This is a genomic window from Nocardioides sp. JCM 18998, assembly GCF_055391535.1.
In genome coordinates this window covers 1,747,620-1,769,673 of the sequence record NZ_AP043886.1, presented here as the reverse complement: position 1 = coordinate 1,769,673, position 22,054 = coordinate 1,747,620, and the positions used below count along the sequence as shown (strand labels likewise).

The 22,054-nt window shown below is 71.3% G+C and carries 21 protein-coding genes and 1 tRNA gene; 11 read left to right on the top strand and 11 right to left on the bottom strand.

What is annotated here, in order from left to right:
- Positions 1 to 41: 41 nt before the first annotated feature.
- The 4 genes from ACZ5L9_RS08330 to ACZ5L9_RS08315 form a co-directional block, all read right to left on the bottom strand.
- Complete coding sequence (locus tag ACZ5L9_RS08330) at positions 42 to 1,022, bottom strand: amidohydrolase family protein (RefSeq protein ID WP_464536062.1); 981 nt, start codon at positions 1,020 to 1,022, stop codon at positions 42 to 44.
- A gap of 4 nt (positions 1,023 to 1,026) precedes the next feature.
- Positions 1,027 to 1,716, bottom strand: coding sequence for a 4-carboxy-4-hydroxy-2-oxoadipate aldolase/oxaloacetate decarboxylase (ligK, locus tag ACZ5L9_RS08325; protein WP_464536060.1), 690 nt, complete (start codon positions 1,714 to 1,716; stop codon positions 1,027 to 1,029).
- Positions 1,717 to 1,719: 3 nt separating this feature from the next.
- Positions 1,720 to 2,760 (bottom strand): amidohydrolase family protein, encoded by a 1,041-nt coding sequence (locus tag ACZ5L9_RS08320; RefSeq protein WP_464536058.1) that lies wholly within the window; start codon positions 2,758 to 2,760, stop codon positions 1,720 to 1,722.
- A gap of 94 nt (positions 2,761 to 2,854) precedes the next feature.
- Complete coding sequence (locus ACZ5L9_RS08315; protein ID WP_464536056.1) at positions 2,855 to 3,652, bottom strand: IclR family transcriptional regulator; 798 nt, start codon at positions 3,650 to 3,652, stop codon at positions 2,855 to 2,857.
- 19 nt (positions 3,653 to 3,671) lie between these two features.
- Here ACZ5L9_RS08315 and ACZ5L9_RS08310 point away from each other — a divergent pair, with 19 nt between their 5' ends.
- Entirely contained in the window at positions 3,672 to 4,367 is a 696-nt protein-coding gene (locus ACZ5L9_RS08310; protein WP_464536054.1) for a substrate-binding domain-containing protein, read from the top strand.
- 146 nt (positions 4,368 to 4,513) lie between these two features.
- On the opposite strand, the gene ACZ5L9_RS08305 is transcribed toward ACZ5L9_RS08310, so the two are convergent.
- Both ACZ5L9_RS08305 and ACZ5L9_RS08300 read right to left on the bottom strand, forming a co-directional pair.
- Positions 4,514 to 5,272 carry an alpha/beta hydrolase family protein gene (locus tag ACZ5L9_RS08305; RefSeq protein ID WP_464536052.1) on the bottom strand — a complete coding sequence of 253 codons (759 nt, stop codon included), beginning with the start codon at positions 5,270 to 5,272 and terminating at the stop codon, positions 4,514 to 4,516.
- 58 nt (positions 5,273 to 5,330) lie between these two features.
- Positions 5,331 to 6,869, bottom strand: a complete 1,539-nt coding sequence (locus ACZ5L9_RS08300) for an APC family permease (protein ID WP_464536050.1) — start codon at positions 6,867 to 6,869, stop codon at positions 5,331 to 5,333.
- A gap of 114 nt (positions 6,870 to 6,983) precedes the next feature.
- On the opposite strand from ACZ5L9_RS08300, the gene ACZ5L9_RS08295 reads away from it, so the two are divergent.
- The 6 genes from ACZ5L9_RS08295 to ACZ5L9_RS08270 all read left to right on the top strand — a co-directional run bounded on the left by ACZ5L9_RS08295 (position 6,984) and on the right by ACZ5L9_RS08270 (position 11,375).
- Complete coding sequence (locus ACZ5L9_RS08295; RefSeq protein ID WP_464536830.1) at positions 6,984 to 7,754, top strand: FadR/GntR family transcriptional regulator; 771 nt, start codon at positions 6,984 to 6,986, stop codon at positions 7,752 to 7,754.
- Positions 7,751 to 8,449 (top strand): cache domain-containing protein, encoded by a 699-nt coding sequence (locus ACZ5L9_RS08290; protein ID WP_464536048.1) that lies wholly within the window; start codon positions 7,751 to 7,753, stop codon positions 8,447 to 8,449. The genes ACZ5L9_RS08295 and ACZ5L9_RS08290 overlap by 4 nt, the downstream gene beginning before the upstream one ends.
- A gap of 72 nt (positions 8,450 to 8,521) precedes the next feature.
- Positions 8,522 to 9,127, top strand: coding sequence for a dimethylamine monooxygenase subunit DmmA family protein (locus tag ACZ5L9_RS08285; protein WP_464536046.1), 606 nt, complete (start codon positions 8,522 to 8,524; stop codon positions 9,125 to 9,127).
- Positions 9,124 to 10,095: a PDR/VanB family oxidoreductase gene (locus ACZ5L9_RS08280; RefSeq protein ID WP_464536043.1), complete on the top strand. Its 972-nt coding sequence runs from the start codon at positions 9,124 to 9,126 to the stop codon at positions 10,093 to 10,095. The genes ACZ5L9_RS08285 and ACZ5L9_RS08280 overlap by 4 nt, the downstream gene beginning before the upstream one ends.
- A gap of 10 nt (positions 10,096 to 10,105) precedes the next feature.
- Entirely contained in the window at positions 10,106 to 11,179 is a 1,074-nt protein-coding gene (locus ACZ5L9_RS08275; protein ID WP_464536041.1) for a heme-dependent oxidative N-demethylase family protein, read from the top strand.
- Positions 11,180 to 11,298: 119 nt separating this feature from the next.
- Positions 11,299 to 11,375, top strand: a tRNA-Phe gene (locus tag ACZ5L9_RS08270).
- A gap of 80 nt (positions 11,376 to 11,455) precedes the next feature.
- Here the strand turns inward: ACZ5L9_RS08270 and ACZ5L9_RS08265 are convergent.
- Together ACZ5L9_RS08265 and ACZ5L9_RS08260 are read right to left on the bottom strand one after the other, a co-directional pair.
- Positions 11,456 to 12,130, bottom strand: a complete 675-nt coding sequence (locus ACZ5L9_RS08265; protein ID WP_464536039.1) for a class I SAM-dependent methyltransferase — start codon at positions 12,128 to 12,130, stop codon at positions 11,456 to 11,458.
- Positions 12,131 to 12,230: 100 nt separating this feature from the next.
- Entirely contained in the window at positions 12,231 to 12,608 is a 378-nt protein-coding gene (locus tag ACZ5L9_RS08260; protein WP_464536037.1) for a hypothetical protein, read from the bottom strand.
- 184 nt (positions 12,609 to 12,792) lie between these two features.
- Here ACZ5L9_RS08260 and ACZ5L9_RS08255 point away from each other — a divergent pair, with 184 nt between their 5' ends.
- Both ACZ5L9_RS08255 and ACZ5L9_RS08250 read left to right on the top strand, forming a co-directional pair.
- Complete coding sequence (locus ACZ5L9_RS08255; protein ID WP_464536035.1) at positions 12,793 to 13,572, top strand: lysophospholipid acyltransferase family protein; 780 nt, start codon at positions 12,793 to 12,795, stop codon at positions 13,570 to 13,572.
- Between the two features lie 65 nt (positions 13,573 to 13,637).
- A complete protein-coding gene (locus tag ACZ5L9_RS08250; RefSeq protein WP_464536032.1) occupies positions 13,638 to 15,098 on the top strand; it encodes a hypothetical protein in 1,461 nt (486 codons plus the stop codon).
- Between the two features lie 15 nt (positions 15,099 to 15,113).
- On the opposite strand, the gene ACZ5L9_RS08245 is transcribed toward ACZ5L9_RS08250, so the two are convergent.
- The 3 genes from ACZ5L9_RS08245 to purF all read right to left on the bottom strand — a co-directional run bounded on the left by ACZ5L9_RS08245 (position 15,114) and on the right by purF (position 18,043).
- Positions 15,114 to 15,299 carry a DUF3073 domain-containing protein gene (locus ACZ5L9_RS08245; RefSeq protein ID WP_464536030.1) on the bottom strand — a complete coding sequence of 62 codons (186 nt, stop codon included), beginning with the start codon at positions 15,297 to 15,299 and terminating at the stop codon, positions 15,114 to 15,116.
- A gap of 178 nt (positions 15,300 to 15,477) precedes the next feature.
- Positions 15,478 to 16,539 (bottom strand): phosphoribosylformylglycinamidine cyclo-ligase, encoded by a 1,062-nt coding sequence (purM, locus tag ACZ5L9_RS08240; RefSeq protein ID WP_464536028.1) that lies wholly within the window; start codon positions 16,537 to 16,539, stop codon positions 15,478 to 15,480.
- Positions 16,540 to 16,552: 13 nt separating this feature from the next.
- On the bottom strand, positions 16,553 to 18,043 hold the full coding sequence (gene purF, locus ACZ5L9_RS08235; RefSeq protein ID WP_464536828.1) for an amidophosphoribosyltransferase: 1,491 nt from the start codon (positions 18,041 to 18,043) through the stop codon (positions 16,553 to 16,555).
- Positions 18,044 to 18,267: 224 nt separating this feature from the next.
- Between purF and ACZ5L9_RS08230 the strand changes: the two genes are divergently transcribed.
- Together ACZ5L9_RS08230 and ACZ5L9_RS08225 are read left to right on the top strand one after the other, a co-directional pair.
- Positions 18,268 to 20,061: a sensor histidine kinase gene (locus tag ACZ5L9_RS08230; RefSeq protein ID WP_464536026.1), complete on the top strand. Its 1,794-nt coding sequence runs from the start codon at positions 18,268 to 18,270 to the stop codon at positions 20,059 to 20,061.
- Positions 20,058 to 21,827 carry a sensor histidine kinase gene (locus ACZ5L9_RS08225; RefSeq protein WP_464536024.1) on the top strand — a complete coding sequence of 590 codons (1,770 nt, stop codon included), beginning with the start codon at positions 20,058 to 20,060 and terminating at the stop codon, positions 21,825 to 21,827. Before ACZ5L9_RS08230 ends, ACZ5L9_RS08225 begins: the two co-directional genes overlap by 4 nt.
- The last annotated feature ends 227 nt before the right edge of the window (positions 21,828 to 22,054 follow it).

Genomic DNA, 22,054 nt, shown 5'->3' with positions numbered 1-22,054 from the left:
AGACGATTGTCAACAATCTTCGTGACGATGTTGTCGAACAGTTATCGCTGCATCACGGACTCGCGCTGTCCCCGGTCGTCGGCCCGGATCGCGGGCGTGGTCGGGAGGCTCTCCTCGGGCCAGTAGAGCCGCCGCGGGTTGTCGACCAAGAGGCGCTGTTGCGCCTGCGCGGTCGGCGCGATCCGCGCGACGAAGTCGACGAGGAGCCCGTCGTCGGGCATGTGGCCCGTGAGGTTGGGGTGCGGCCAGTCGGTGCCCCACAGCACCCGGTCGCCGAACTCCTCGACCACGCGGCGCGCGAACGGCACCACGTCGGCGTACGCATGCTGCTCGCCGTCGAGCGCCGGCGGGCCGGAGACCGAGAGCCGCTCCGGGCACGACACCTTGCACCAGATGTCGTCGCGGGCGCGCAGGAGCTCGAGGAACGCCGCGAACGCGGGGCCGTCGGCGCCCTCGGCCACGTCGGGCCTGCCCAGGTGGTCGATCACCAGCGGCACGGGGAGGGTGAGGAAGAAGTCCCGCAGCCGGGGCAGGTCGGCGGCCTCGAAGTAGAGGACGACGTGCCAGCCCAGCGGCGCGATCCGCTCCGCGATCGCGCGCAGCTCCTCGACCGGCGCGACGTCGACCAGGCGCCGGACGAAGCTGAAGCGAACGCCCCGCACCCCGGCCTCGTGCAGCTCGCGCAGCGTCTCGTCGGTGACGTCGGCGCCGACCGCGGCGACGCCGCGAGCGCGGCCGCCCGAGGCCAGCAGGGCGTCGAGCATGGCGCTGTTGTCCGTGCCGTGGCAGGTGGCCTGCACGATGACGTTGCGGTCGAGGCCGAGGTGGTCCCGCAGGGCGAAGAGCTGCTCCTTGGAGGCGTCGCACGGGGTGTACCTCCGCTCCGGCGCGAAGGGGAACACCGCCCCGGGGCCGAAGACGTGGCAGTGGGCGTCGACCGCGCCCGCCGGCAGCACGAGGCGCGGCAGGCTCGGGTCGGCGCACCAGTCCAGCCAGCCGGGGGTCTTCTCGTAGGCGGTCACGGGGTCAGTCCACGTACCGCAGGCCGAGCTCGGCCAGCGAGCCGCGCATGTCGTAGAGGTCGAGCCCGAGCTCGCCGGCCTCGAAGCGGTCGCGCTTGGCGCCCTCGTTGGCCTCCCGTCGCGCCGCCGCCTCGGCGACCTCGGCCGCCCGTTCGCGGGGTACGACGACGACGCCGTCGACGTCCGCGACCACGACGTCGCCGGGACGGACCAGCGCGTTGGCGCACACGACAGGGACGTTGACCGAGCCGAGGGTGGCCTTGACGGTGCCCTTGGCGCTGATCGCGCGGGCGAAGACCGGGAAGCCCATCCGCTCCAGGTCCGCGACGTCGCGCACGCCGCCGTCGATGACCAGGCCGCGGGCGCCCCGGGCGCGGAACGAGGTGGCGAGCAGGTCGCCGAAGAAGCCGTCCTCGCTCTGCGTCGTGCAGGCGGCGACGACGACGTCGCCCTCCCGGACCTGCTCGGCCGCGACGTGGAGCATCCAGTTGTCGCCCGGCTGGAGCAGGACGGTGACGGCGGTGCCGCACAGCCGCGCGCCCGTCCAGGCGGGCCGGACGTACGGGCGCATCAGACCGACCCGGCCCAGCGCCTCGTGGACGGTCGCGACGCCGAAGCCCGAGAGCGCCGCCACGGCGGCCGGGTCGGCGCGGGTGATCGCGGTGTGCACGACGCCCAGCTCGGTGTGCTCCACAGGTCAGCTCTCCTTGCTCGTACGGGCTTCCAGCCGCGCGGCGAGGCGCGGGTAGACGCGCAGCGCGTTGCCGGCGTAGACCGCCTCGCGCTGGGCCGGGGACAGGTTCGGGGTGGCGTCGACGTACCGCAACGTGTCGTCGAAGTGGTGCCCCGTCCGCGGGTCGACGTCGCGCACGGCGCCGATCATCTCGCTGGCAAAGAGGATCGCTTCGCTGGGGATGACGCGGGTGAGCAGGTCGATCCCGGGCTGGTGGTAGACGCAGGTGTCGAAGGAGACGTTGCGCAGCAGCTCCTCGGGCTCGGGCTTCCCGAGCGCCATCGCGAGCCCACGGAAGCGGCCCCAGTGGTACGGCACCGCGCCGCCACCGTGCGGGATCACGAACCGGAGTGTCGGGAAGTCCGCGAACAGGACATCGCCGCCCTGGACCAGCTGCATGAACGCGGTGGTGTCGGCGTTGAGGTAGTGCGCCCCGGTGGTGTGGAAGGCGGGGTTGCACGAGGTCGAGACGTGGATCATCGCCGGGAGGTCGTATTCGACCATCGCCTCGTAGATCGGGTACCAGCTGCGGTCGGTGAGCGGCGGCGCGCTCCACCGTCCGCCCGACGGGTCGGGGTTGAGGTTGATCGTGACGGCGCCGAGCTCCTCGACGCTCCGACGCAGCTCGGGCAGGCAGGTGGCGGGATCGACGCCCGGGGACTGCGGCAGCATCGCGCCCGGCGCGAACCGGTCGGGATAGAGGGCCGAGACCCGGTGGACCAGGTCGTTGCAGATCCGAGCCCAGGTCGAGGAGACCTCGAGGTCGCCGATGTGGTGGGCCATGAAGCTGGCTCGCGGGGAGAAGATCGTCAGGTCGCTGCCGCGCTCGTCCATCAGCCGGAGCTGGTTGCCCTCGATCGCCTCGCGCAGGTCGTCGTCGGTGATCCGCAGCTCGTCGGGGCTCGGCGCTGCCGCCGCGTCACCGACGGCGGCGACCTGCCGCTCGCGCCACACCCCGAGGGCGGCAGGCGCCGTGGTGAAGTGGCCGTGGCAGTCGATGATCATGCGGCGGAGGCTCCTGTGGGTGACCCGGACGAAGGAGCCCTCACGCTCGCACTGTGACCTCCGCCTCGTCAGCGGCACTTCCGCCTGGCGGAAGTCACGCTTTGGTCACGGACTCGTCCTCGCGGGCATGGGCTCGCCGGCCGAGCTCCTCGGAGATCCCGAAGACCGCGTTGAGCAGCGGCTCGTGCAGCGTCCGGGTACGGCCCGCGCCCCGGGCGGCGACCACGATGCCGAGCGCGGCGGTGACCGGGCCCGTACGCCCGATGCGGACCGGTGCGGCGACGGCGACCGTCTTCTCGGAGAGCTGGCGATCGCTCACCATGACCTGCTCGCGGCGGATCCCGGCGAGCTGCTCGCGCAGCACCTTCGGGTCGGTCACGCTGTGCTGGGTCCAGGCGTGCAGCGGAGCCTCCAGCACCGCCTCCTGGATCTCGGCCGACGCGTGCGCGAGCAGCACCCGGCCCATCGCCGTGGCGGTCAGCGGGAAGCGTGAGCCGACCATCGTGACGAGGTCGACCGAGCGGTGGCCGGCGATCCGCTCGACGAAGACCAGCTCGGTGCCCTCGCGCACCGCGAGCTGGATGTTCTCGTGGGTGCCCTCGTAGAGGTCCTGCATGAACGGCAGGGCGACGTCCCGCAGGATCTGGGTGCGCGGAGCACCCGAGGCGATCTCCCACAGCCGCAGCCCGACGTGCCACCGGCCATCCTCGCCGCGCTCCAGCGCACCCCACCGGGCGAGCTCGGCGACCAGCCGGTGGGCCGTGCTCAACGCGAGTCCGGCGCTCGCCGCGATCTCGGAGAGGGTGAGCTCCTGACGCTCGCGGTCGAAGGCCGACAGCACCGCCAGGAGCTTGCCGGCCGCTGTCGGCCGTTCGCCGGGGGAGGTGCTCACGGTGGCTAGTCTCTCAGCCGTGACGCTCCTCGGACTCTCCTCGATGGCCACCCGACTGCTGCTCGCCGACATGGTCGAGCAGGTCCTCTCCCCCGCCGGGATCGAGATCGCCTTCGAGGCGGGCGGGGGTGTCGCGGTCGCCGGACGGGTGCGCGCGGGCGAGGCCGCGGACGTGCTGGTCCTCGCCGACGACGCGATGGCGGCGCTCGCGGAGGAGGGGTACGTCGTCGCGGGCTCGCTGCGCCCGCTCCTCGTCTCCCAGGTCGTTGCGGCGGTCCCCGCGTCTCCAGGCGCTGCGGGCGGCCCGGCCCTCGCGACCGAGGAGGACCTGCGCGCCCTGCTGCTCGGTGCGTCGCGGATCGGCTACTCCACCGGCCCGAGCGGCACCGCCCTGGTCGCGCTGATCCGATCCTGGGGCCTGGCCGAGTCGGTCGAGCCGAAGCTCGCCCAGGCGCCCGCCGGCGTCCCGGTCGGCACGATGCTCGTCTCCGGCGACGCGGATCTGGCGTTCCAGCAGCGCAGCGAGCTGCTCGGCATGGCCGGCGTCACGGTGCTCGGGCCGCTGCCCGGCGGCGCCGCGATCACCTCGACCTTCACCGGCGGCGTGCTCGCCTCGGCGTCGGACCCCGGAGCGGCCGCGCGCGTCCTCGATCTTCTCGCCGGTACGGGCGCCACCGCGCTCGTCGTGCGGCACGGCATGCAGCAGCCCCGCTGATCCGGCCGCCGGCCCCGCGGTAAGCGTTCAGGGATCGAGCCTGTCGACCTCCGGCCGTCGGTCGCGCGGGGATCGAGCCTGTCGAGATCCGGTCTCGACACGCTCGACCTCCCGCGGGTCTCGACGAGCTCGACCTCCGGCCGTGATCAGTCGAGGTAGGGGTCGGCCCAGGCGCTGACGATCCGGGCGGCGCGCTGCGCCTGTCCCGGTGCGGTGAGCAGGTGGTCCGAGCCCTCCAGCGACACGAAGCTGCGCGGGTGGCGGGCCAGGTTGAAGATCTCGCTGGCGTTGTCGATGCCCACCGTCACATCGGTCGGCGAGTGCATCACGAGCAGCGGGCGGTGCAGCTTCGGAATCACGTCGTGCAGCTGAGCGCGACGGACGTCCTCGACGAAGGCCCGCTTGAGGGTGAGCGCCTTGGACCCACCCGCCAGCCACTGGGCCTCGCCATCGGCGAGCACGCGGTCGATCACCGCGTCGTACTGGTGCTCGGCGTGACTCGGGTCAGACGGCGCCCCGACGGTCGCCACCGCGGCCACGCTCGAGACCTCGCCGGCCGCGGCGAGCACGGCGCAGCCACCCCACGAGTGCCCGACGACCAGGCGGGCCGGCGTGCCGCGCTCGGCCATGAACATGAGGGCCCGCACGGTGTCGGCCACCTTCACCGTGAACGAGCCGTCACCCCAGTCGCCCTCGGAGTCGCCCAGGCCCAGGTTGTCGAAGCGGAGCATCCCGATGCCCTCGCTGGCGAGCTGCCGGCAGATCCGGGCGGCGGCCGGGGAGTCCTTGCCCAGCGTGAAGCCATGGGCGAACACTCCCCAGCCGCGGACGTCGCCCTGCGGGAGATCGATGAGGCCGGTCAGCATGGGACCGGTGGAGCTGCGGAAGTGCACGCGTTCAGCCACGAGACCAGATCGTCCCGCACGTCGCGCCCGGCGGGAAATCCCTCGCGCGCCCGAGCGCTCAGACCGACTCCCCCACCGGGTCGCCGAGCGCGTCACCGGCCGAGTCCCCTGCCGACTCCCCGGCCGACACACCGGCCGGGTCGCGGTGGGCGGCCTTCGGGATGGCGTCGTCGTACGGCGCGTCGCTGCGGCCATAGCTGCGGTGCAGTGCCATGTAGACCAGACCGAGGACGACCACCACGACCGCGCTGAGCAGCACGAGGTAGTTGTCGTACCAGCTGGCATCGGGGGTGCGCGGCCACGCCATGTTGATCATCGCGCCGACGCCGTACACCAGGGCGGCCGCGTTCACCGGCAGACCCCACTTCCCCAGCTGGTAGGCGCCGGACGGCTTCCAGCCCTTGATCCGCGCGCGGAGCGCGGCGAAGACGACCATCTGGAAGCCCAGGTAGATGCCGAAGCCGGCGAAGCTGACGATCTTGGTGACGGCGTCGGCGCTGACCTCGGAGAGCAGGATGATGAGGGTCGGGACCACGGCGGCCAGGATCAGCGAGTACGGCGGGACCGCGCGCTTGGCGTCGAACCTACGGAACAGCTTCGAGCCGACGATCATGTCGTCGCGGCCGTAGGCGTAGGTCAGCCGGCTGGCTGCGGCCTGCAGCGACATCGCGCAGGACAGGAACGAGATCAGCACGACGCACAGCACGATCCGCGCCCCTACCGCGCCGAACGCGTCGGTGAGGACGGTGTTGATCGGGTCGGCGTCCTTGCCGCTGATCACCGCGGGGATGTCGGCCACCGACATGGTGAGCGCGAGGCAGACGAAGATCGCGGCGGCACCGCCGATGTAGATCGTGCGGCGCATGGCCTTGGGGATCAGCTTGCCCGGGTTGGGCACCTCCTCGGCCACATCGCCGCAGGCCTCGAAGCCGTAGTACTGGAAGATGCCGATCAGGCTGGCGGCGAGGAAGGCCGAGACGTAGTGGCCGTGGCCGGCGCCGTAGCTGTGGAAGATGACGCCGATGCCGTGGTACCGGTGGGTGAAGATCAGCCAGAAGCCGACCGCCAAGGCCCCGAGCAGCTCGGCGCTGAAGCCGATGATCGCGCAGATCGCCAGGACCCGCGTGCCGAGGAAGTTGATCATCGTGGCGAGCACGATGGTCGCGATGCCGCACAGCACCACGGTGTTGGTGGTGGCCTCGATGCCGAGCACCGGTGCGACGTAGAAGCCGGCGGTGTAGGTGACCGAGGCGATCGTGGTGAACAGCGCGATCATGTAGACCCAGCCGGTCATCCACGCGTACTTCTTGCCCCACAGCCGGCGGGCCCAGGGATAGACGCCGCCCGCGACCGGGAACTGCGCGACGATCTCGCTGAACACCAGGGCGACCAGGAACTGGCCGATGCCCACGAGCACCAGAGACCAGATCATCGGCGGCCCGGCGAGGGCGATCGAGAGGGCGAAGACGGTGTAGATGCCGACGACGGGGGAGAGATAGGTGAAGCCGAGCGAGAAGTTCGCCCAGGGACTCATGTCGCGGCGGAACTCGGATTCGTAGCCCAGGGCTGCGAGATGCTCGTCGTCGGAGTGATGCATAGTGGGCCTTCGCGGGTCGGGAGTGGACAACAAAGCGAAAACCTACAGTTCTAGAGTTTTCGTGGCTAGGGTCACACCCGGAAAATTTGCGGAGGGAGCCCGGCTCCAGCGCGCATCGACGAGGGAGCGACCATCGACACGTCCAGCCTGATCGCCCCGCTGCGCGGCCCGAGTCGCGCCGCCGAGATCGCCGACCGGATCACCGAGGCGATCCACCTCGGGCTGCTGACCGACGGCGAGCGGCTGCCCCCCGAGGTCGAGTTCGCGCAGAGCCTCGGCGTCGCGCCGATGACGCTGCGCGAGTCGATCGCGCTGCTGCGCGAGCAGGGCCTCGTGGAGACCCGGCGCGGGCGCAACGGCGGCACGTTCGTGCACCGCAACCTCGAGCCGCCCACGGAGCCCGACGCCGCCCGCCTGCGGGCGATGTCGGTCGGCGCGCTGCGCGACCTGGCCGACGAGCAGATCGCGATCTCCGCGATGACGGCCCGACTGGCGGCCGAGCGGGCCACCGCGCACGACGTACGCCGGATCGAGATGCTCGCCGGCCAGCTCGAGGCGACCACCACCCGGGGCGCCCGGATCAAGTCCGACAGCCGCTTCCACGTCGAGATGGCGATCGCGACCCGGTCCGAGCGACTGCTCCGCCGCGAGGTCGCCCTGCAGGCCGAGTCCGCCGGCATGCTCTGGCTGCCGCACACCGACGCGGCGCTCGACACCGCGATGGTGGAGGCGACCGCCGCCGAGCACCGCCAGATCGTCGAGGCGATCCGCACCGAGTCGGGCGAGGCCGCCCACGCCGCCGCCATCCACCACGCCCGGGAGAACCTACGACGCCTGGCGGCCGCCCGCCAGGCGCTGGTCGAGGCAGAAGGGAGCCCGGCATGACCTTCGAGGACGTCCGGCAGCAGATCGCCGCCCTGGTCGAACACGAGCTCGCCCCCGTGATGGCACTGGCCCACGCCTATGAGGAGTCGATCTCGCCCGACCGGATCGGCCACCTCGGCGACGCCGACATCGTGGACCGGGTCGCCGAGCTCGGCGACGAGCTCGAGGCCACCGAGGCGCTGGTCGGGCTCGGCTTCGCGGCCGGGCACGGCGCGATGGCCGGGACCGAGAACTACCTCTTCTGGCTGCTGAAGACCGCTCAGGGCGTACGCCGGCTGGCACTCAACCTCCAGCCCGGCGACCCGGACCGGTACGACTACCACGGCTCGGAATGGTTCACCGGGGCACAGACGCTGCGCATGCCGTCGATGTACGGCCCCTACCTCGACTACTCCGGCGCGAGCATGCTGATCCACACGGCCGCGGTGCCGATCATCAGCGGCGACACGTTCGTGGGGGTCGCCGGCGGCGACCTGCTGGCCGACACCGTCGAGGAGCAGCTGTCCCGACTCCTGCGCAGCATCCCCGGCGATGCGCTGGTCGTCACCCGCGACCGCGTGGTGATCGCCGCCACCGGCGCGCGCTGGCTGCCCGGCGAGCGACTGGCCGCTCGCCCCACCGTCGAGCAGTGGGCCGCGGTCGCCCCGATCGGCGACTGGACCGGCTGGACCATCGCCGCCGGCCCCGCCTTCTGAGTCCGACAGCCACCGAGATCCTTTGCGGAAGACCCCTTCCCAAATAAAAACTCTAGTTCTAGAGTAATTCGCATGATGATCACCGGCATCAAGAGCCGGCCCGTCTACGACGTCCTGATCCCGATGCCTGGCGCCCTGCGCCATGTGCTCGCGGGCCAGGGCAGTGGCGGTGCCCCGCTCGTGCGTCTGCTCGGCGAGATGAGCCCCCAGCAACGCACCGCCACCACCGTGCTCTACGCGACCGAGTCCTTCACCGGCAACAACCACCTCGACGACCTGCGCGGCGCCGCGCCCGGCGAGCTGCTCGTCCACGCCACCGGCGCCGAGACGGTCGCCGGCCTGGACGAGCTGCTCTCCTCGGCCACCATGGGCACCCGGCTGTACCTCTCCGGATCGGAGAGCTTCATCGGCACGGCCATGCAGGTCGCCCAGTCCTACGACCTCGACCGCGACGAGGTGCTGCGCGAGCACGCCGGCTCGCTGACCCGCCGGGTGTGGTGCGCGCACTGCGACACCTACACCGAGAACGTCACCCACCGGGTCTTCGAGTGCCCCGGCTGTCATCTCAACCTGATCGTCCGCGACCACTACTCGCGCCGGCTGGCCGCCTTCCAGGGCGTCAAGGCCGACGGCGAGGTTCCCGGAGAGCTGCCCGACGCAGAGGAGCTGGACACGTGAGCACCGCGCATCGCGGAACCCTGAAGGTCCGCGTCGACCGGATCGAGCCGGTCACCCCCGAGATCAACCGCTACACGCTCTGCGCGGCCGACGGCGCCTGGCTGCCGCCGTTCTCCGGCGGATCGCACGTCACCGTGCTCATCGCGGACGGCGAGGAGACCCGCCGCAACGCGTACTCGCTGATGAGCTCGCCGTACGACGCCGGCAGGTATCAGATCGCGGTCCGTCGCGTCGCGGACGGCAAGGGCGGCTCGCGCGCCCTGCACGACGGCACCGCGGAGGGCGACCTGCTCGACATCACCCTCCCGGCCAATCTCTTCCCGCTCGCCAAGCACGCCCGCCACCACGTCTTCATCGCCGGCGGCGTGGGCATCACGCCGGTCTTCGCCCAGCTCGAGGAGCTGGCGATGAAGGGCGGCTCGTTCGAGCTGCACCTTGCGGTCCGCGGCCCCGAGCACCGCGCGCTCGGCGCCGAGCTCGCGGACACGTACGGCGACGCCGTCACCGTGTACGAGGACACCTCCGACGTACGCCTCTCGATCGGCGACGTGCTCGCCGACCGGCCGCTCGGCACGCACGTCTACGTCTGCGGTCCCGCCGGCATGATCGAGGCGGTGCTCGGCACCGCGCACGAGCTCGGCTGGACCGACTCGCACATCCACTACGAGCGGTTCGACGACCTCGGCTCGAGCGGCGAGCCGTTCACCGTGACGCTGGCCCGGTCCGGCGTCGAGGTGGCCGTCTCGCCCGAGCAGTCGCTCCTGGAGGCGGTGGAGGACGCCGGCTACACGCTGCCCTATCTGTGCCGCGGCGGGGCCTGCGGCGAGTGCGAGACGGAGGTCGTCGAGCTCGACGGCACCATCGACCACCGCGACGACTGGCTCTCGGAGACCGACCGCAACGCCAACAAGCTGATCATGCCCTGCGTCTCGCGGGCGACCTGCACCAAGCTCGTCATCAACGCCTGAGGAGACGGCCATGACCACGTTCAAGAACGAAGAGACCTACACCCCCGAGGGCGGCTACACCTATCGGAACTCGCCGGAGGCCGTACGCCGCCTGCCGTTCCCCTTCCCCGACGACGAGTACATGTACTCGATGAACCTGGAGCCGCACGTCTCCGCAGGCGAGGGTGCCCTGCGGGCGAACCTCGACATCGACGAGCACTACGTCTCCGAGTGCCACCACCGAGCCGCCATGATCGACGCGGCACCCGGCGTGCACTACCTGGCGCTGCCCCACATGATGGAGGCGCAGTGGGACATGCTCGAGCTGATCTTCGAGTCCTACGCCCGGGACTACCCCGAGCACTTCTCGCTCACCAAGAACGGCAACGAGTGGCACTGGCGCAACCGGCTGCTCGACATCGACGACACGTTCACCTTCGGTGACCCGACGACGCTCCCGTACGAGCCGCTCGAGTACGCCACCCGGCAGGCGCAGGGCGAGTTCGTCGTGCTGGAGGAGAAGGACGGCACCCTCGTCATCGGCGCCGGCATGACGACCCAGCGGGCGGACTACTCGCTGCGGTTCAACATCGGGATGAACTTCACCGAGTTCCACGGCCCCGTCCCCAAGCTGCATGCCATGGGCATCCTCGATCGCGCGCTGAAGTTCCTGCTCCGGATGAAGCCGGGCCACCCGGTGCGCCGGGTGAACTGGTCGCTCACGGTGAACCCGCGCTTGGAGACCTCGGTAGAGACCCTGCCCGACTGGGCGCCGGACCGCGCCACCGTGACCGCCGAGAACGCCGGCGAGCTGGTCAACCTGCGCATCGAGCTCCAGCCGCTGCACCGCCTGCCCCGCTCGAACGCGATCGTCTTCCCGGTCCGCACCTACCTGGTCTCGCTGCAGGAGCTGGTCGACCACGCCCCCGACTGGGCCAAGCGGATGCATCGGGCCCTGGCCTCGCTCGACCCGGAGCTGGTCGACTACAAGGGCTTCGGCCGCTACCACGCGGCCGCCGTCGAGTGGCTCGCCCAGCACGACGACGGGGCTCCGCTGCCGTCCGGCTACCCGTGGTACCCGGGCGGCATCCAGCCCGGCGCCTGACACCCCGACTCCGGTGGGACCCGCTCCCCCTCCCCCGCCCCGACGCGGGTCCCACCGGCTCCACAGGAAGCGGCCGATTGGGCCACCGGCGGCCCATCCGGTAACGTTTCGCCCGGCTTGGCCAGATAGCTCAGTTGGTACGAGCGATCGACTGAAAATCGATAGGTCGGCGGTTCGACCCCGCCTCTGGCCACCACCACAGAAGGCCCCCGACACTGTCGGGGGCCTTCTGCTTCGTCCTCGTGCCCCGTCCGCCGGCCGGCGGTCCGCGGCGGGCTACCCCCGGCGCGCGGAGGCGTACGCGAAGGCGCCCTCGATCCGGATGTCGGCGTCGAAGCCACACTCGGCGAGCCACAGCCCGACGTCGTCGGCGGTCGCGGACCGGCCCACCAGGCCACCGGCGCGCCCGGCGATCAGGATCGGCTTGAAGCGCAGCCCGACGTCCGAGCGCAGCCAGCTCAGCTCGATCCGGTCGCGGGTGACACGGGCGATCTCGCGCAGCGCCGCCTGCGGATCGGGGAAGCAGTGCAGGCCGGTGAGGCTGAGCGTCAGGTCGACGGCACGGTCCCCCAGCGGCAGCTCGGCGACATCCGCCTCGAGCAGCTCCACGTCGACGCCCACCGCACGGGCGGCACGCTGCGTACGGGCGAGCATGGCGACCGAGATGTCGGCGGCGAGGTAGCGGACCCGCTGCGCTCCCGCCAGGCCGCTCACGGCGACGCCGCCGCCGCACGGGACGTCGAGGACGGTGGCGCCGGCCGGGAGGTCACGGAGCGCGTCGATCGCGTCGTACATCGCGCCGAAGTCGGTGCCGAAGCCGAGCACCCCGGCCGTACGGGCGATCGGGCGGTGACCCATGCCGAAGGAGTAGATGCTCGCCCACGGATGATCGAGCCGCCACGTGTCGCTCACGTCGCGACCGCGGCCCCACCGGAATGCACCCAGCACCATGGGCCCACGCTAGACGACCCGGCGAGTGCCGGCGGGGTGCGTGGGGTCTCGACAGGCTCGACCTCCGTCCGGCGACAGGCTCGAGCTCCATGCCGCACCGTCAGGGGTGACCCCAGCCGTCGAGAAGCTCGGTGATCGAGGAGCGGGAGATCCGCTCGAGCAGCGCCACCACCGCGAGGAGCGTGTCCCGCCGGCCTCGCGGCGCCAGCTCCGCCAGCACCGCCGTCTCACCGGGCGAGCGGACGGTGATCAGCCAGCCCCCGCTGCTGGTCACGGTGTGCCACAGCAGGAGGACCGGGTAGAGGACCAGGGCCGCGAGGAGTGCCGGGAGCGACTCGGGCTCGCGCATCCACTCCGCGCTGCGCCGGTGGACGTGGACGTCGAGCACCACGCCGTCGGTGGTCGTGGCCTGGCGCTTCAGCTCGTCCCATGGCTCGGCGGCCAGCGCCCGTACGTTCGTCTCCACCGAACTCGACATCAGCCCGCCTCCCTGCGCCGCTTGATCGTGCGGGCAGTACATCAGGCGGGAGCCGCCGTCCGTGGGCCTTTCGCGGCTCACCGGGTGCGCGTCACCAGAACTTTACTCATTTGTTCGCGCCGAACAATCCCACCGACATCTTCCCTGCGCCTGCCACTGGTTTCCGCCGACGATCCGGACAACTATGTCTCCCACCATGGTCGACATCAGCTATCCCACCGTCATCGCCGCCGCCCGTACGTGGTTCAAGCTCGGCGACGTCCAGATCACGATGACCGGTCAGGAGCACATCCCGACCGAGGGCGGTGCCCTGCTCGCGGTCAACCACCTGTCGTTCGTCGACTACATCATGGCCGGATACCCGGCCGCCGAGCGCGGTCGCCTGACCCGCTTCATGGCCAAGCGCGAGGTGTTCGACCACCCGGTCGGCGGTCCGGTGATGCGCTCGTTCCACCACATCAGCGTCGATCGTGCAGCCGGCGCCGAGGGCATGATGGTGGCTGCCCGCAAGCTCCGCGAGGGCGAGGTCGTCGGGATCTTCCCGGAGGCGACCATCTCGCGCAGCTTCCTGGTCAAGGAGCTCAAGACCGGCGCGGTCCGGATCGCGCACGACGCCGGCGTGCCGCTGATCCCGGTCGTGCTCTTCGGCACCCAGCGGATCCTGACCAAGGGCCGCAAGCTCGACCTCAGCCGCCACCGCCCGGTCTCGATCGCGGTCGGCGAGCCGATGCCGCTCACCGGCGACCCGGTCGCCGACACCACCGAGCTCAAGCGCCGCATGGACGAGATGCTCGACAAGCTGATCAGCGACTACCCCGGCAAGGAGCCGGGCGCCTGGTGGCTGCCCAAGGCGTACGGCGGCGCCGCGCCGGACCTGGAGGAGGCCGAGGCGATGTACGCCGAGGAGCGCCGCCAACGCGCGCTGCGCAAGGCGGAGAAGCGCAAGAAGAAGGCCGGGAAGTAGGTCCGGAGGCCACTGCGTGCAGACCTGCTACGCCCGCGCCTCGACCCACGAGTCATGATCGCCTCGTGCGATTCCCCCGCTTCGAGCACGTCGCCCGGCTCCGGCCGGTGGCACTGCTGCAGGACGTCCAGGTGCGAGCGGCCGGTGGGAGCTCGGCGACGCCGTGCCCCCGACCGGCTCCGTACGCCACCGCCATCGCCTCGGGGGTCTCCCACGACGTCACGGCCAGGCTGACGCTGTCCTGGCGCTCCGGGGACGACGTCCTCGAGGCGGAGTACGCCCGCGGTCGCGCGCGCCTGCGCGTCACGACGGCCGGGGGCACGACGACCCACGTCAGCCGCCGGCACGGACGCCTCGCCCAGCCTGCCGACGACGTCGCCCTGACCCTGACCGGGACGCACCTGACGGTGCTGACCCGGCACGCGGGGACGCCCTGGGAGGCGAGGGCCCGCGTCGACCTCGGCGAGCGGGTCGACACCCGCGACGAGGACTGGCTCGCCGCGCTCACGGTCTCCCACGAGGGTGCCCTGGACACGCTCGAGGCAGGCGGCTTCGGCCAGCTCGGCCTACGGGACCTGCGGGTCACGACCCATCCCGACGGGACGCCGTACCGACTCGACGACGGCCGGGCGGTGCTGGCCGCCTCCAGCGCGGGACCGGGCTTCTTCGACACCGCGCACCTGTCGCTCTGGGCGCTCGACCCGGCTGGCCCGGCGCTGGAGCACCTCAGCGATCTCTACTTCCGGCGCTCCGACAAGCCGGGCGTCTTCGGCGACCACGCCAGCCACCTGGTCCGGGTCCCGGCCGACGCGGACACCGCGGCGCACTGGCTGGTGGCGACGAGCACCTGGGGTGACTTCGAGCAGCCCGCGGGCTCCGCTCGGCGCACCTCCGGCACCGGCCCTGCCGTCGCCGTGACGCTCGCCCGCACCGAGGCGGACCTGCTCACCGGCGAGCACGTCCTCGACACCGAGCCGCTGGAACTGCCGACGACGGGGTTCACGTCGGTCGGGGTGTGGGACCCGCACCTGATCCGGGTCTCGACAGGCTCGAGCACCGAGTGGCTCGTCGGCTATGTCAGCGCGCAGCGGTTCTGGCACTTCCACCCGGTCGTCGCGAGCGGCCCGAGCCTGGACCGGCTCGAGGTGCGCGGCGTCGACCCGCAGCGGCGCGCCACCGAGGGCACCACGCTGTTCCCGGCGGGTCGCTTCGCGGCTCGCGCCTCGAAGCCGCCCGCCGACCAGGACTGGGTCATCCTGGCCAGCGACGGCCGGGACGGGCGTCGGGGTGAGCGCGAGCGCTACCCGATCTTCGACCTGTCGATGCAGGAGATCGGCACCCTGGACGCGCCGTACCCGACGAACATCCCCTGGCCCACGCTGCTACCGATCCCAGCAGACTCGACCTCCGAGGACGACGAGTTGCTGATGATCGGCTTCAACGGTCGACCGTGGGGTGGCAGCCTGCTCGGCTACGGCACCCACGGAGCCGTGGTGATCGCGAAGAGCGTCAGTCCCGGCCGGTGAGCCGGGACTGCCACGTCAATCGCGCGAGGGACCTCGGTAGTCAGACCACTGATCGGAATCGTCAGCGGCATCGATGTCATCCGACTCGCCTTCGCCACCGTGCAGCTCACGAGCAAGAGCACCGAAGTCGGTGTCGTGAGTGCGGTACTTCAGGTCGCGAGCGACCTTGGTCTGCTTGGCTTTCGCTCGGCCGCGCCCCATAGGGTCCAGCCCCCTCGCACACTTGGCCGGGATCGCTCCCGGACTGCCTCAAAACTTGTCGTGGGCCCAACGCTACCTGCTCGATGGCGGTGAACGCACACCCACGAGTCGAAAAGATGTTCGCGCCCTGCGAACATCCCCCTCCGACGTCGCGAACGTCACTCTTTCGGACGCCCGATCACCAGCCCGGGTGCTGCCCGGTGAGCTCGACGCGACCGGCGTTCTCGGCGCCTGCCGCGACCACCTCGCCGGCGACCCACGCCTCGACGCCGCTCTCGGCGAGGACCGCGAGGGCGGCGTCGACGGCATCGGGCGCAGTCAGGGCGACCATGCCGACGCCCATGTTGAGGGTGGCCTCGATGTCGGGCTGCGAGACGTCGCCGGTCCTCTTGACCAGGTCGAAGATCGCACCCGGGGTCCAGGTCGAGCGGTCGATGGTGACGGCGACGGAGGCGGGCAGGACGCGCTCGAGGTTGTTGGCCAGGCCACCGCCGGTGACGTGCGACATCGCGTGCGTGGCCGTCTCACGGGCCAGCCGCAGCGAGGGCTTGGTGTAGAGCCGGGTGGGGACGAGCAGCTCCTCGCCCAGGGTCTTGCCGAGCTCGTCGATGTGCCTGTCCAGCGCGATGTTCGCGGTGTTGAGCAGGACATGGCGTACCAGGGAGTAGCCGTTGGAGTGAAGGCCACTGGAGGCCATCGCGATGACGACGTCACCCGCCACGACCTTGTCGGAGCCGAGCATGCCGGCCGCCTCGACGACGCCGGTGGTGGCGCCCGCGACGTCGTACTCGCCCGGCTTGAGCAGGCCCGGGTGCTCGGCGATCTCGCCGCCGACGAGAGCAACGCCGGCTTCGGCGCACGCGTTCGCGATGCCGGTGACGATGGCGGTGATGACCTCGGGCACGACCTTGCCGGTCGCGATGTAGTCGGTCATGAAGAGCGGCTCGGCGCCGCACACGACCAGGTCGTCGACGACCATGCCGACCAGGTCGAACCCGATCGTGTCGTGGATGTCCATCGCCTGGGCGATGGCGACCTTGGTGCCCACGCCGTCGGTGGAGGTGGCCAGGATCGGCCGGTCGAAGTTCTTCAGCGCGCTGGCGTCGAACAGGCCCGCGAAGCCGCCGAGCCCGCCGATGACCTCGGGCCGCTTCGTCTTGGCGACCGCTCCCTTGAACATCTCGATGGCGGCGTCCGCGGCGTGGATGTCGACGCCAGCCTGGGCGTACGCGTTCGTCATGAGAACTCCTTGATCAGGGGTTGTTGAGGACCGGGAGGCCTGGGGGAGCGGTCGACGTATTGATCGAGACCTCGAGGAGATGCTTGCCGAGCAGGCTCTCGTCGGGCAGGGCGACCGGGTACTCGCCGGTGAAGCAGGCGGTGCACAGCTGCTCCGCCGGCTGCCGGGTCGAGTCGATCATGCCGTCGAGCGAGATGTAGCCCAGCGAGTCGGCGCCGATCGAGGCGGCGATCTCGTTGACGTCGAGGCCGTTGGCGATCAGCTCCGCACGGGTCGCGAAGTCGATGCCGTAGAAGCACGGCCACTTCACCGGCGGCGAGGAGATGCGCACATGCACCTCGGTGGCGCCGGCCTCGCGCAGCATCCGGATCTGGGCCTTCTGCGTGTTGCCACGCACGATCGAATCGTCGATCACGACGACCCGCTTGCCCTTGATGACGTGCTCGAGCGCGTTGAGCTTGAGCCGGATGCCGAGCTGGCGCAGGGTCTGCGACGGCTGGATGAAGGTGCGGCCGACGTAGGAGTTCTTGACGAAGCCCTGGGCGTAGGGGACCCCCGACTGCTCGGCGTAGCCGGTCGCGGCCGGGATGCCCGACTCCGGCACGCCGATCACGACGTCGGCGTCGACGGGGAACTCGCGAGCGAGCTGGCGGCCCATCTCGACGCGGGCCTCGTGCACGTTGCGCCCGGCGATGTTCGCGTCGGGGCGGGCGAGGTAGACGTACTCGAAGACGCAGCCCTTGCGCTCGGGCTCGACGAAGCGGTGCGAGCGCAGGCCGTCGGCGTCGATGACCACCATCTCCCCCGGCTCGACCTCGCGCACGACGCTCGCACCGACGGTCGCGAGCGCGGAGTCCTCGGAGGCGACGACCCAGCCCCGCTCGAGGCGGCCCAGCATCAGCGGGCGGATGCCCTGCGGGTCACGCGCGGCGTAGAGGGTGTTCTCGTTCATCCACACCAGGCAGAACGCGCCCTTGATCTTCGGCAGCAGCTCCAGCGCACGCTCCTCGACGGTGGTGTCGGGGTGGTGCGCGAGCAGCTCGGTGAGCAGCGAGGTGTCGTTGGTGGACACCGGCTCGGCCGCGCGGACGGGGTCCGTGGCGTGCCCGGGCAGCGCCGCGACCATGTCGCGCAGGTCGTGGGTGTTGATCAGGTTGCCGTTGTGGCCGAGCGCGATCGAGCCGTCCTGGGTGGGCCGGAAGGTCGGCTGTGCGTTCTCCCAGGTGGAGGCGCCGGTGGTGGAGTAGCGGGCGTGTCCGACCGCGAGGTGGCCCTTCAGCGAGTCGAGGGTCGTCTCGTCGAAGACCTGCGAGACCAGGCCCATGTCCTTGTAGACCAGGATCTGGCGCCCGTTCGAGACGGCGATGCCGGCCGACTCCTGGCCGCGGTGCTGCAGCGCGTAGAGCCCGAAGTAGGTCAGCTTGGCGACGTCCTCGCCCGGCGCCCAGACGCCGAAGACCCCGCACTGGTCCTGGGGACCCTGGTCCTGTGGATCCAGCGCCATCGTGAGGCGGCCATCGCCGGCTCGTCGTCCGGTGTCGACCACTCCGTCAAGGCTCACAAACGGCACGCCGGCAGTCTACGGTCCACAAACACGTACGCCGATTCCTCGAGGTCGCAGGACGTAGCACGTCAGAACGTCGTACGCTTCCTCAGTCCGCTCTTCTTTACTTAAGAGCTTCTCGGGACGCAGCAGCTCCCAGACCCCTTGACCGCAGAGGCGACCCGATGACGGCCCCCACCGCGAGCCAGAGCTGGCCGGACGAGTTCGCTCTGTCGTCCTTCCAGGTGGCGCTCGACAGCCTGAGCGGCACGACGGGCTTCACCGTCGCGGCCGTCTCGCTGGTGCGCAACGGCTGGCTACAGGCCGTGGTCGCGACCGGACGAGAGACGCAGGCGAGCTGGCAGATCGAGGCCGACGTGCCCGCGGCCGATGTCGAGAAGCTCCGCGCCTGGGGCGAGAGCTGGGGATCGTGCGTCTACGTCGCCCACGAGGTGGTCGCCAAGCACCGCGACGAGCTGTCCTGGGTCGACGACGCCGGCGAGCCCCCGTCGTCACCCCTCGACCCGGACGCGTGGGGGCCGCTGAGCCTGATCTTCGCGCCGTTCCACGACGACGACGGCGAGCTGATCGGCATCCTCTTCGTCGACCGGCCCGCCACCGGCCGGCTCCCCGGCCCCGCCGAGCGTGCGGCGCTCGACCGCTTCGCGGGCATCACCGGCAAGGCGGTCCTGGCCGCGGCCCTGCGCGACCGGGTGGCCCGCCGCCTGGAGCTGGCCGAGGCGACCCGCTCGGTGATCCGATCGGCGAGCCAGGAGCTCGACCTCGAGACCATCCTCAGCCGGATCTCCGACGACCTGCTCGACTGCTTCGGCCTCGGCAACGCCTGGGCCCGGATCTTCGCCACCACCACCTCCGCAGAGACGATGTGGATCGCGAACCGCGACGACTTCTTCCCGCCGCCCCAGGAGACCCGCATCGGCGCCCCGCAGACCAAGGCGACGGCGCTGTGGCACCAGCAGCGGATCGGGATCCTCTACGCCGACGGCACCCTCGTCGACCTGCCGGACGACGCGGACAGCCGGGCCGTGCAGTCGTGGTACCGCGAGACCGGCTTCTCCTCGTTGACGCTGGTACCGCTCGGCTTCGGCGACCAGTGCGTCGGCTCACTCTCCCTGGTCCGCCCGGGCGGCGCGCCGCGGTGGGACGAGACCGAGATCGCCGCGGCCGCCGAGATCGGCCGCGACCTCGGACAGGTCATCCGCGTCGCCCAGGCCTTCGAGCGCGAGCACGCGACGGTGCGCAGGCTCCAGGAGCTGGATGCCTACCGCAGCCGCTTCGTGGCGATGGTCTCCCACGAGCTGAAGAACCCCCTGACAGCGATCCTGGCCAACCTGGAGCTGCTCGGCGAGGTCACCGTCGGCGACCCGACCGCCCAGCGTGCGGTCGGCAGCGTGAACCGCGCCGCTCGGCGGATGACCCGCCTGGTCGACGACCTGCTGCTCCTGGCCCGCGCCGCCGACCCGGAGCACCCTCTCGACATGGAGCTGATCGACCTCGCGGACGTGATCCGCGACGTCTGCGAGCTCACCGAGACCAGCGCCGCCCAGCACGACCTGGACGTACGCGTACGGATCTCGCCGCACGGCCCGATGACGGTGCGCGGGGACGCGACCCAGCTCGACCGGGTGGTGGTCAACCTGGTCAGCAACGCCCTGAAGTACACGCCGGACGGCCGCTCGGTGACGATCGGGCTGCGGCGCGTCGATGCGGAGGTGGAGCTCTCGGTCACCGACGAGGGGATCGGCATCTCCGAGGAGGACCAGGCCCAGATCTTCGAAGAGTTCTTCCGCAGCACCGACCCGCAGGTGACCGCACAGGTCGGCACCGGCCTCGGCCTGGCCATCGTCGACCAGATCGTGCGACGCCACGGCGGCCGCCTCGAGATGAAGTCCGTCCTCGGGCAGGGCAGCACGTTCCGGGTCACCCTGCCCGCCGCCGAGCAACCGGTGCAGGCATGAGGTTCCTGGAGGGACAGGAGCGGCCGGTCAGCGCGACCAACTGGTCCGATCCGGTGCTGGCGCCGTCGCTGTCGATGGCGGCCGAGAGCATGTGCGTCTTCGGTGGCTTCCTGGTGGCCTCGATCGCCGTCATCCGCGACGAGGTGATCCGCAACGTCGCCGTCGCCGGCACCGCGACGATGCTCGCGCCCGGTGAGCGGCCGGTCGCCCTGGAGACGTTCCTGGAGGCGACGTACCCCCTCGAGGCCATCGAGACCCAGCTCGCGGCATGCGAGAGCTGGGGCGCGCTGCACTTCCTGTCGCACGAACAGGGCCGGGGTCGCCGCGCCTGGCGGGTCGACCACGACTTCACCGGCGCCGAGTGGCACAGCGACGACCTGCTCGTGGTCCCGGTGCGCGACGCGTCCGATCGGCTGCTCGGGGTGATCCGGCTCGACGGGCCGATCGACGGCCGGATCCCCAATGACGACGCACGCGTACGCCTGAACCAGTACGCCGGCCAGGCCGCGCGGATGCTGCTGACCGCGCTGGAGCGCGAGGAGTACGCCGACAAGCTCCGGCTCGCCGAGACCGCCCGGCAGGTGATGGCCCGCGCGACCACCGGCAGCTCCCCCGAGGAGGTGCTCGACGCGATCGCCGACGACCTGACCACCGGCTTCGGTCTGGTCGGCTTGCGTGCGGCCCTCTTCGACGGGAACGACGCGCGCACCCTCGGCGTCTCGGGGAGCGTGGTCAGCGACGGCGATCCCCGCCTGGTGGAGATGCGGCTGCGGGTCGCCCGCCACGCGTGGGAGCACCAGACCGTCGCGATCCTCACCGCCGACGACCAGCGGGACTACCCCGAGGGCGAGGGCGACGACGCCTTCCTGCAGGAGCTCTTCGAGCAGTACGACATCAGCTCGATCCTGATCACCCCGCTCGGCTCGGGCTCGACGGTCCTCGGCTCGCTGAGCCTCTACCGGCGCCCCGACCTGCCGGGCTGGAGCACCTCCGAGCGCGTCATCGCCCAGGAGATCGGCCGCGACCTCGGCCGGATCCTCAGCAACGCCCGTGCCCTCGAGCTGGAGCGCGCGGCGGTCGAGGGGCTGCGCGCCATCGACGCGTACAAGAGCCAGCTGATCGCGACCGTCGCCCACGAGCTGAAGAACCCGATCTCGATCATCCGGGCCAACCTCGAGGAGGAGATGCTCAGCTCCCCCCTCGCCGCCTCGAGCCGGTCGCTGGCGGCGATCGGCCGCGGCGCCACCCGGGCCACCCTCCTCATCGAGGAGCTGCTCCAGCTCTCCGCGGCCGCCGACCCGGCCAACTTCCCGCTCGACGAGCTCGACATCGTCGCCGTCGTACGCGAGGCCGTCGAGCAGGCCCACCAGGCCGCCGAGCGGGTCCGGCTGGACCTGCCGACGAACGAGGTGCTGCTCACCGGCAACCGGCAGGGCCTGCAGACGGTGGTGATGAACCTGGTGACCAACGCGCTCAAGTACGGCGACGAGGACGGGGTCGTCTCGGTCGCGCTGCATCCCCGCGACGACGGCGTCGAGCTCAGCGTCACCGATCACGGCCTCGGCATCGCGCTGGAGGAGCAGGAGCTGATCTTCAACGAGTTCTTCCGCTCGCCGAACCCGCAGGCCCGCCGCCGCCCCGGCACCGGCCTCGGCCTGGCGATCGTCGACCGGCTCGTGCAGCGCCATCAGGGCCGGATCCGGGTCGAGTCGACCCTCGGCGCCGGCAGCACCTTCCGCGTGGTGCTGCCGCGCACGACTGCCTGAAGCGGCCTCCGCGCCCCGGTGGTTGAGGTGCGAGCGAAGCGAGCCTCGAAACCCCGGCTCCGTGAGGGGTAACACGTCGTTCAGGAGGGGTAGCAGCACGTTGCGTCGTGCTGCCAGCCGCGTGGACAGCGTGTTACCCCGTCATCGGGTAGGGCGGACGGGACCGACGGACGGCGCCGCCGCAGGGGCGCTGCGTAAGGAACGCGCCGGCGCGGGACGAGCCGTCG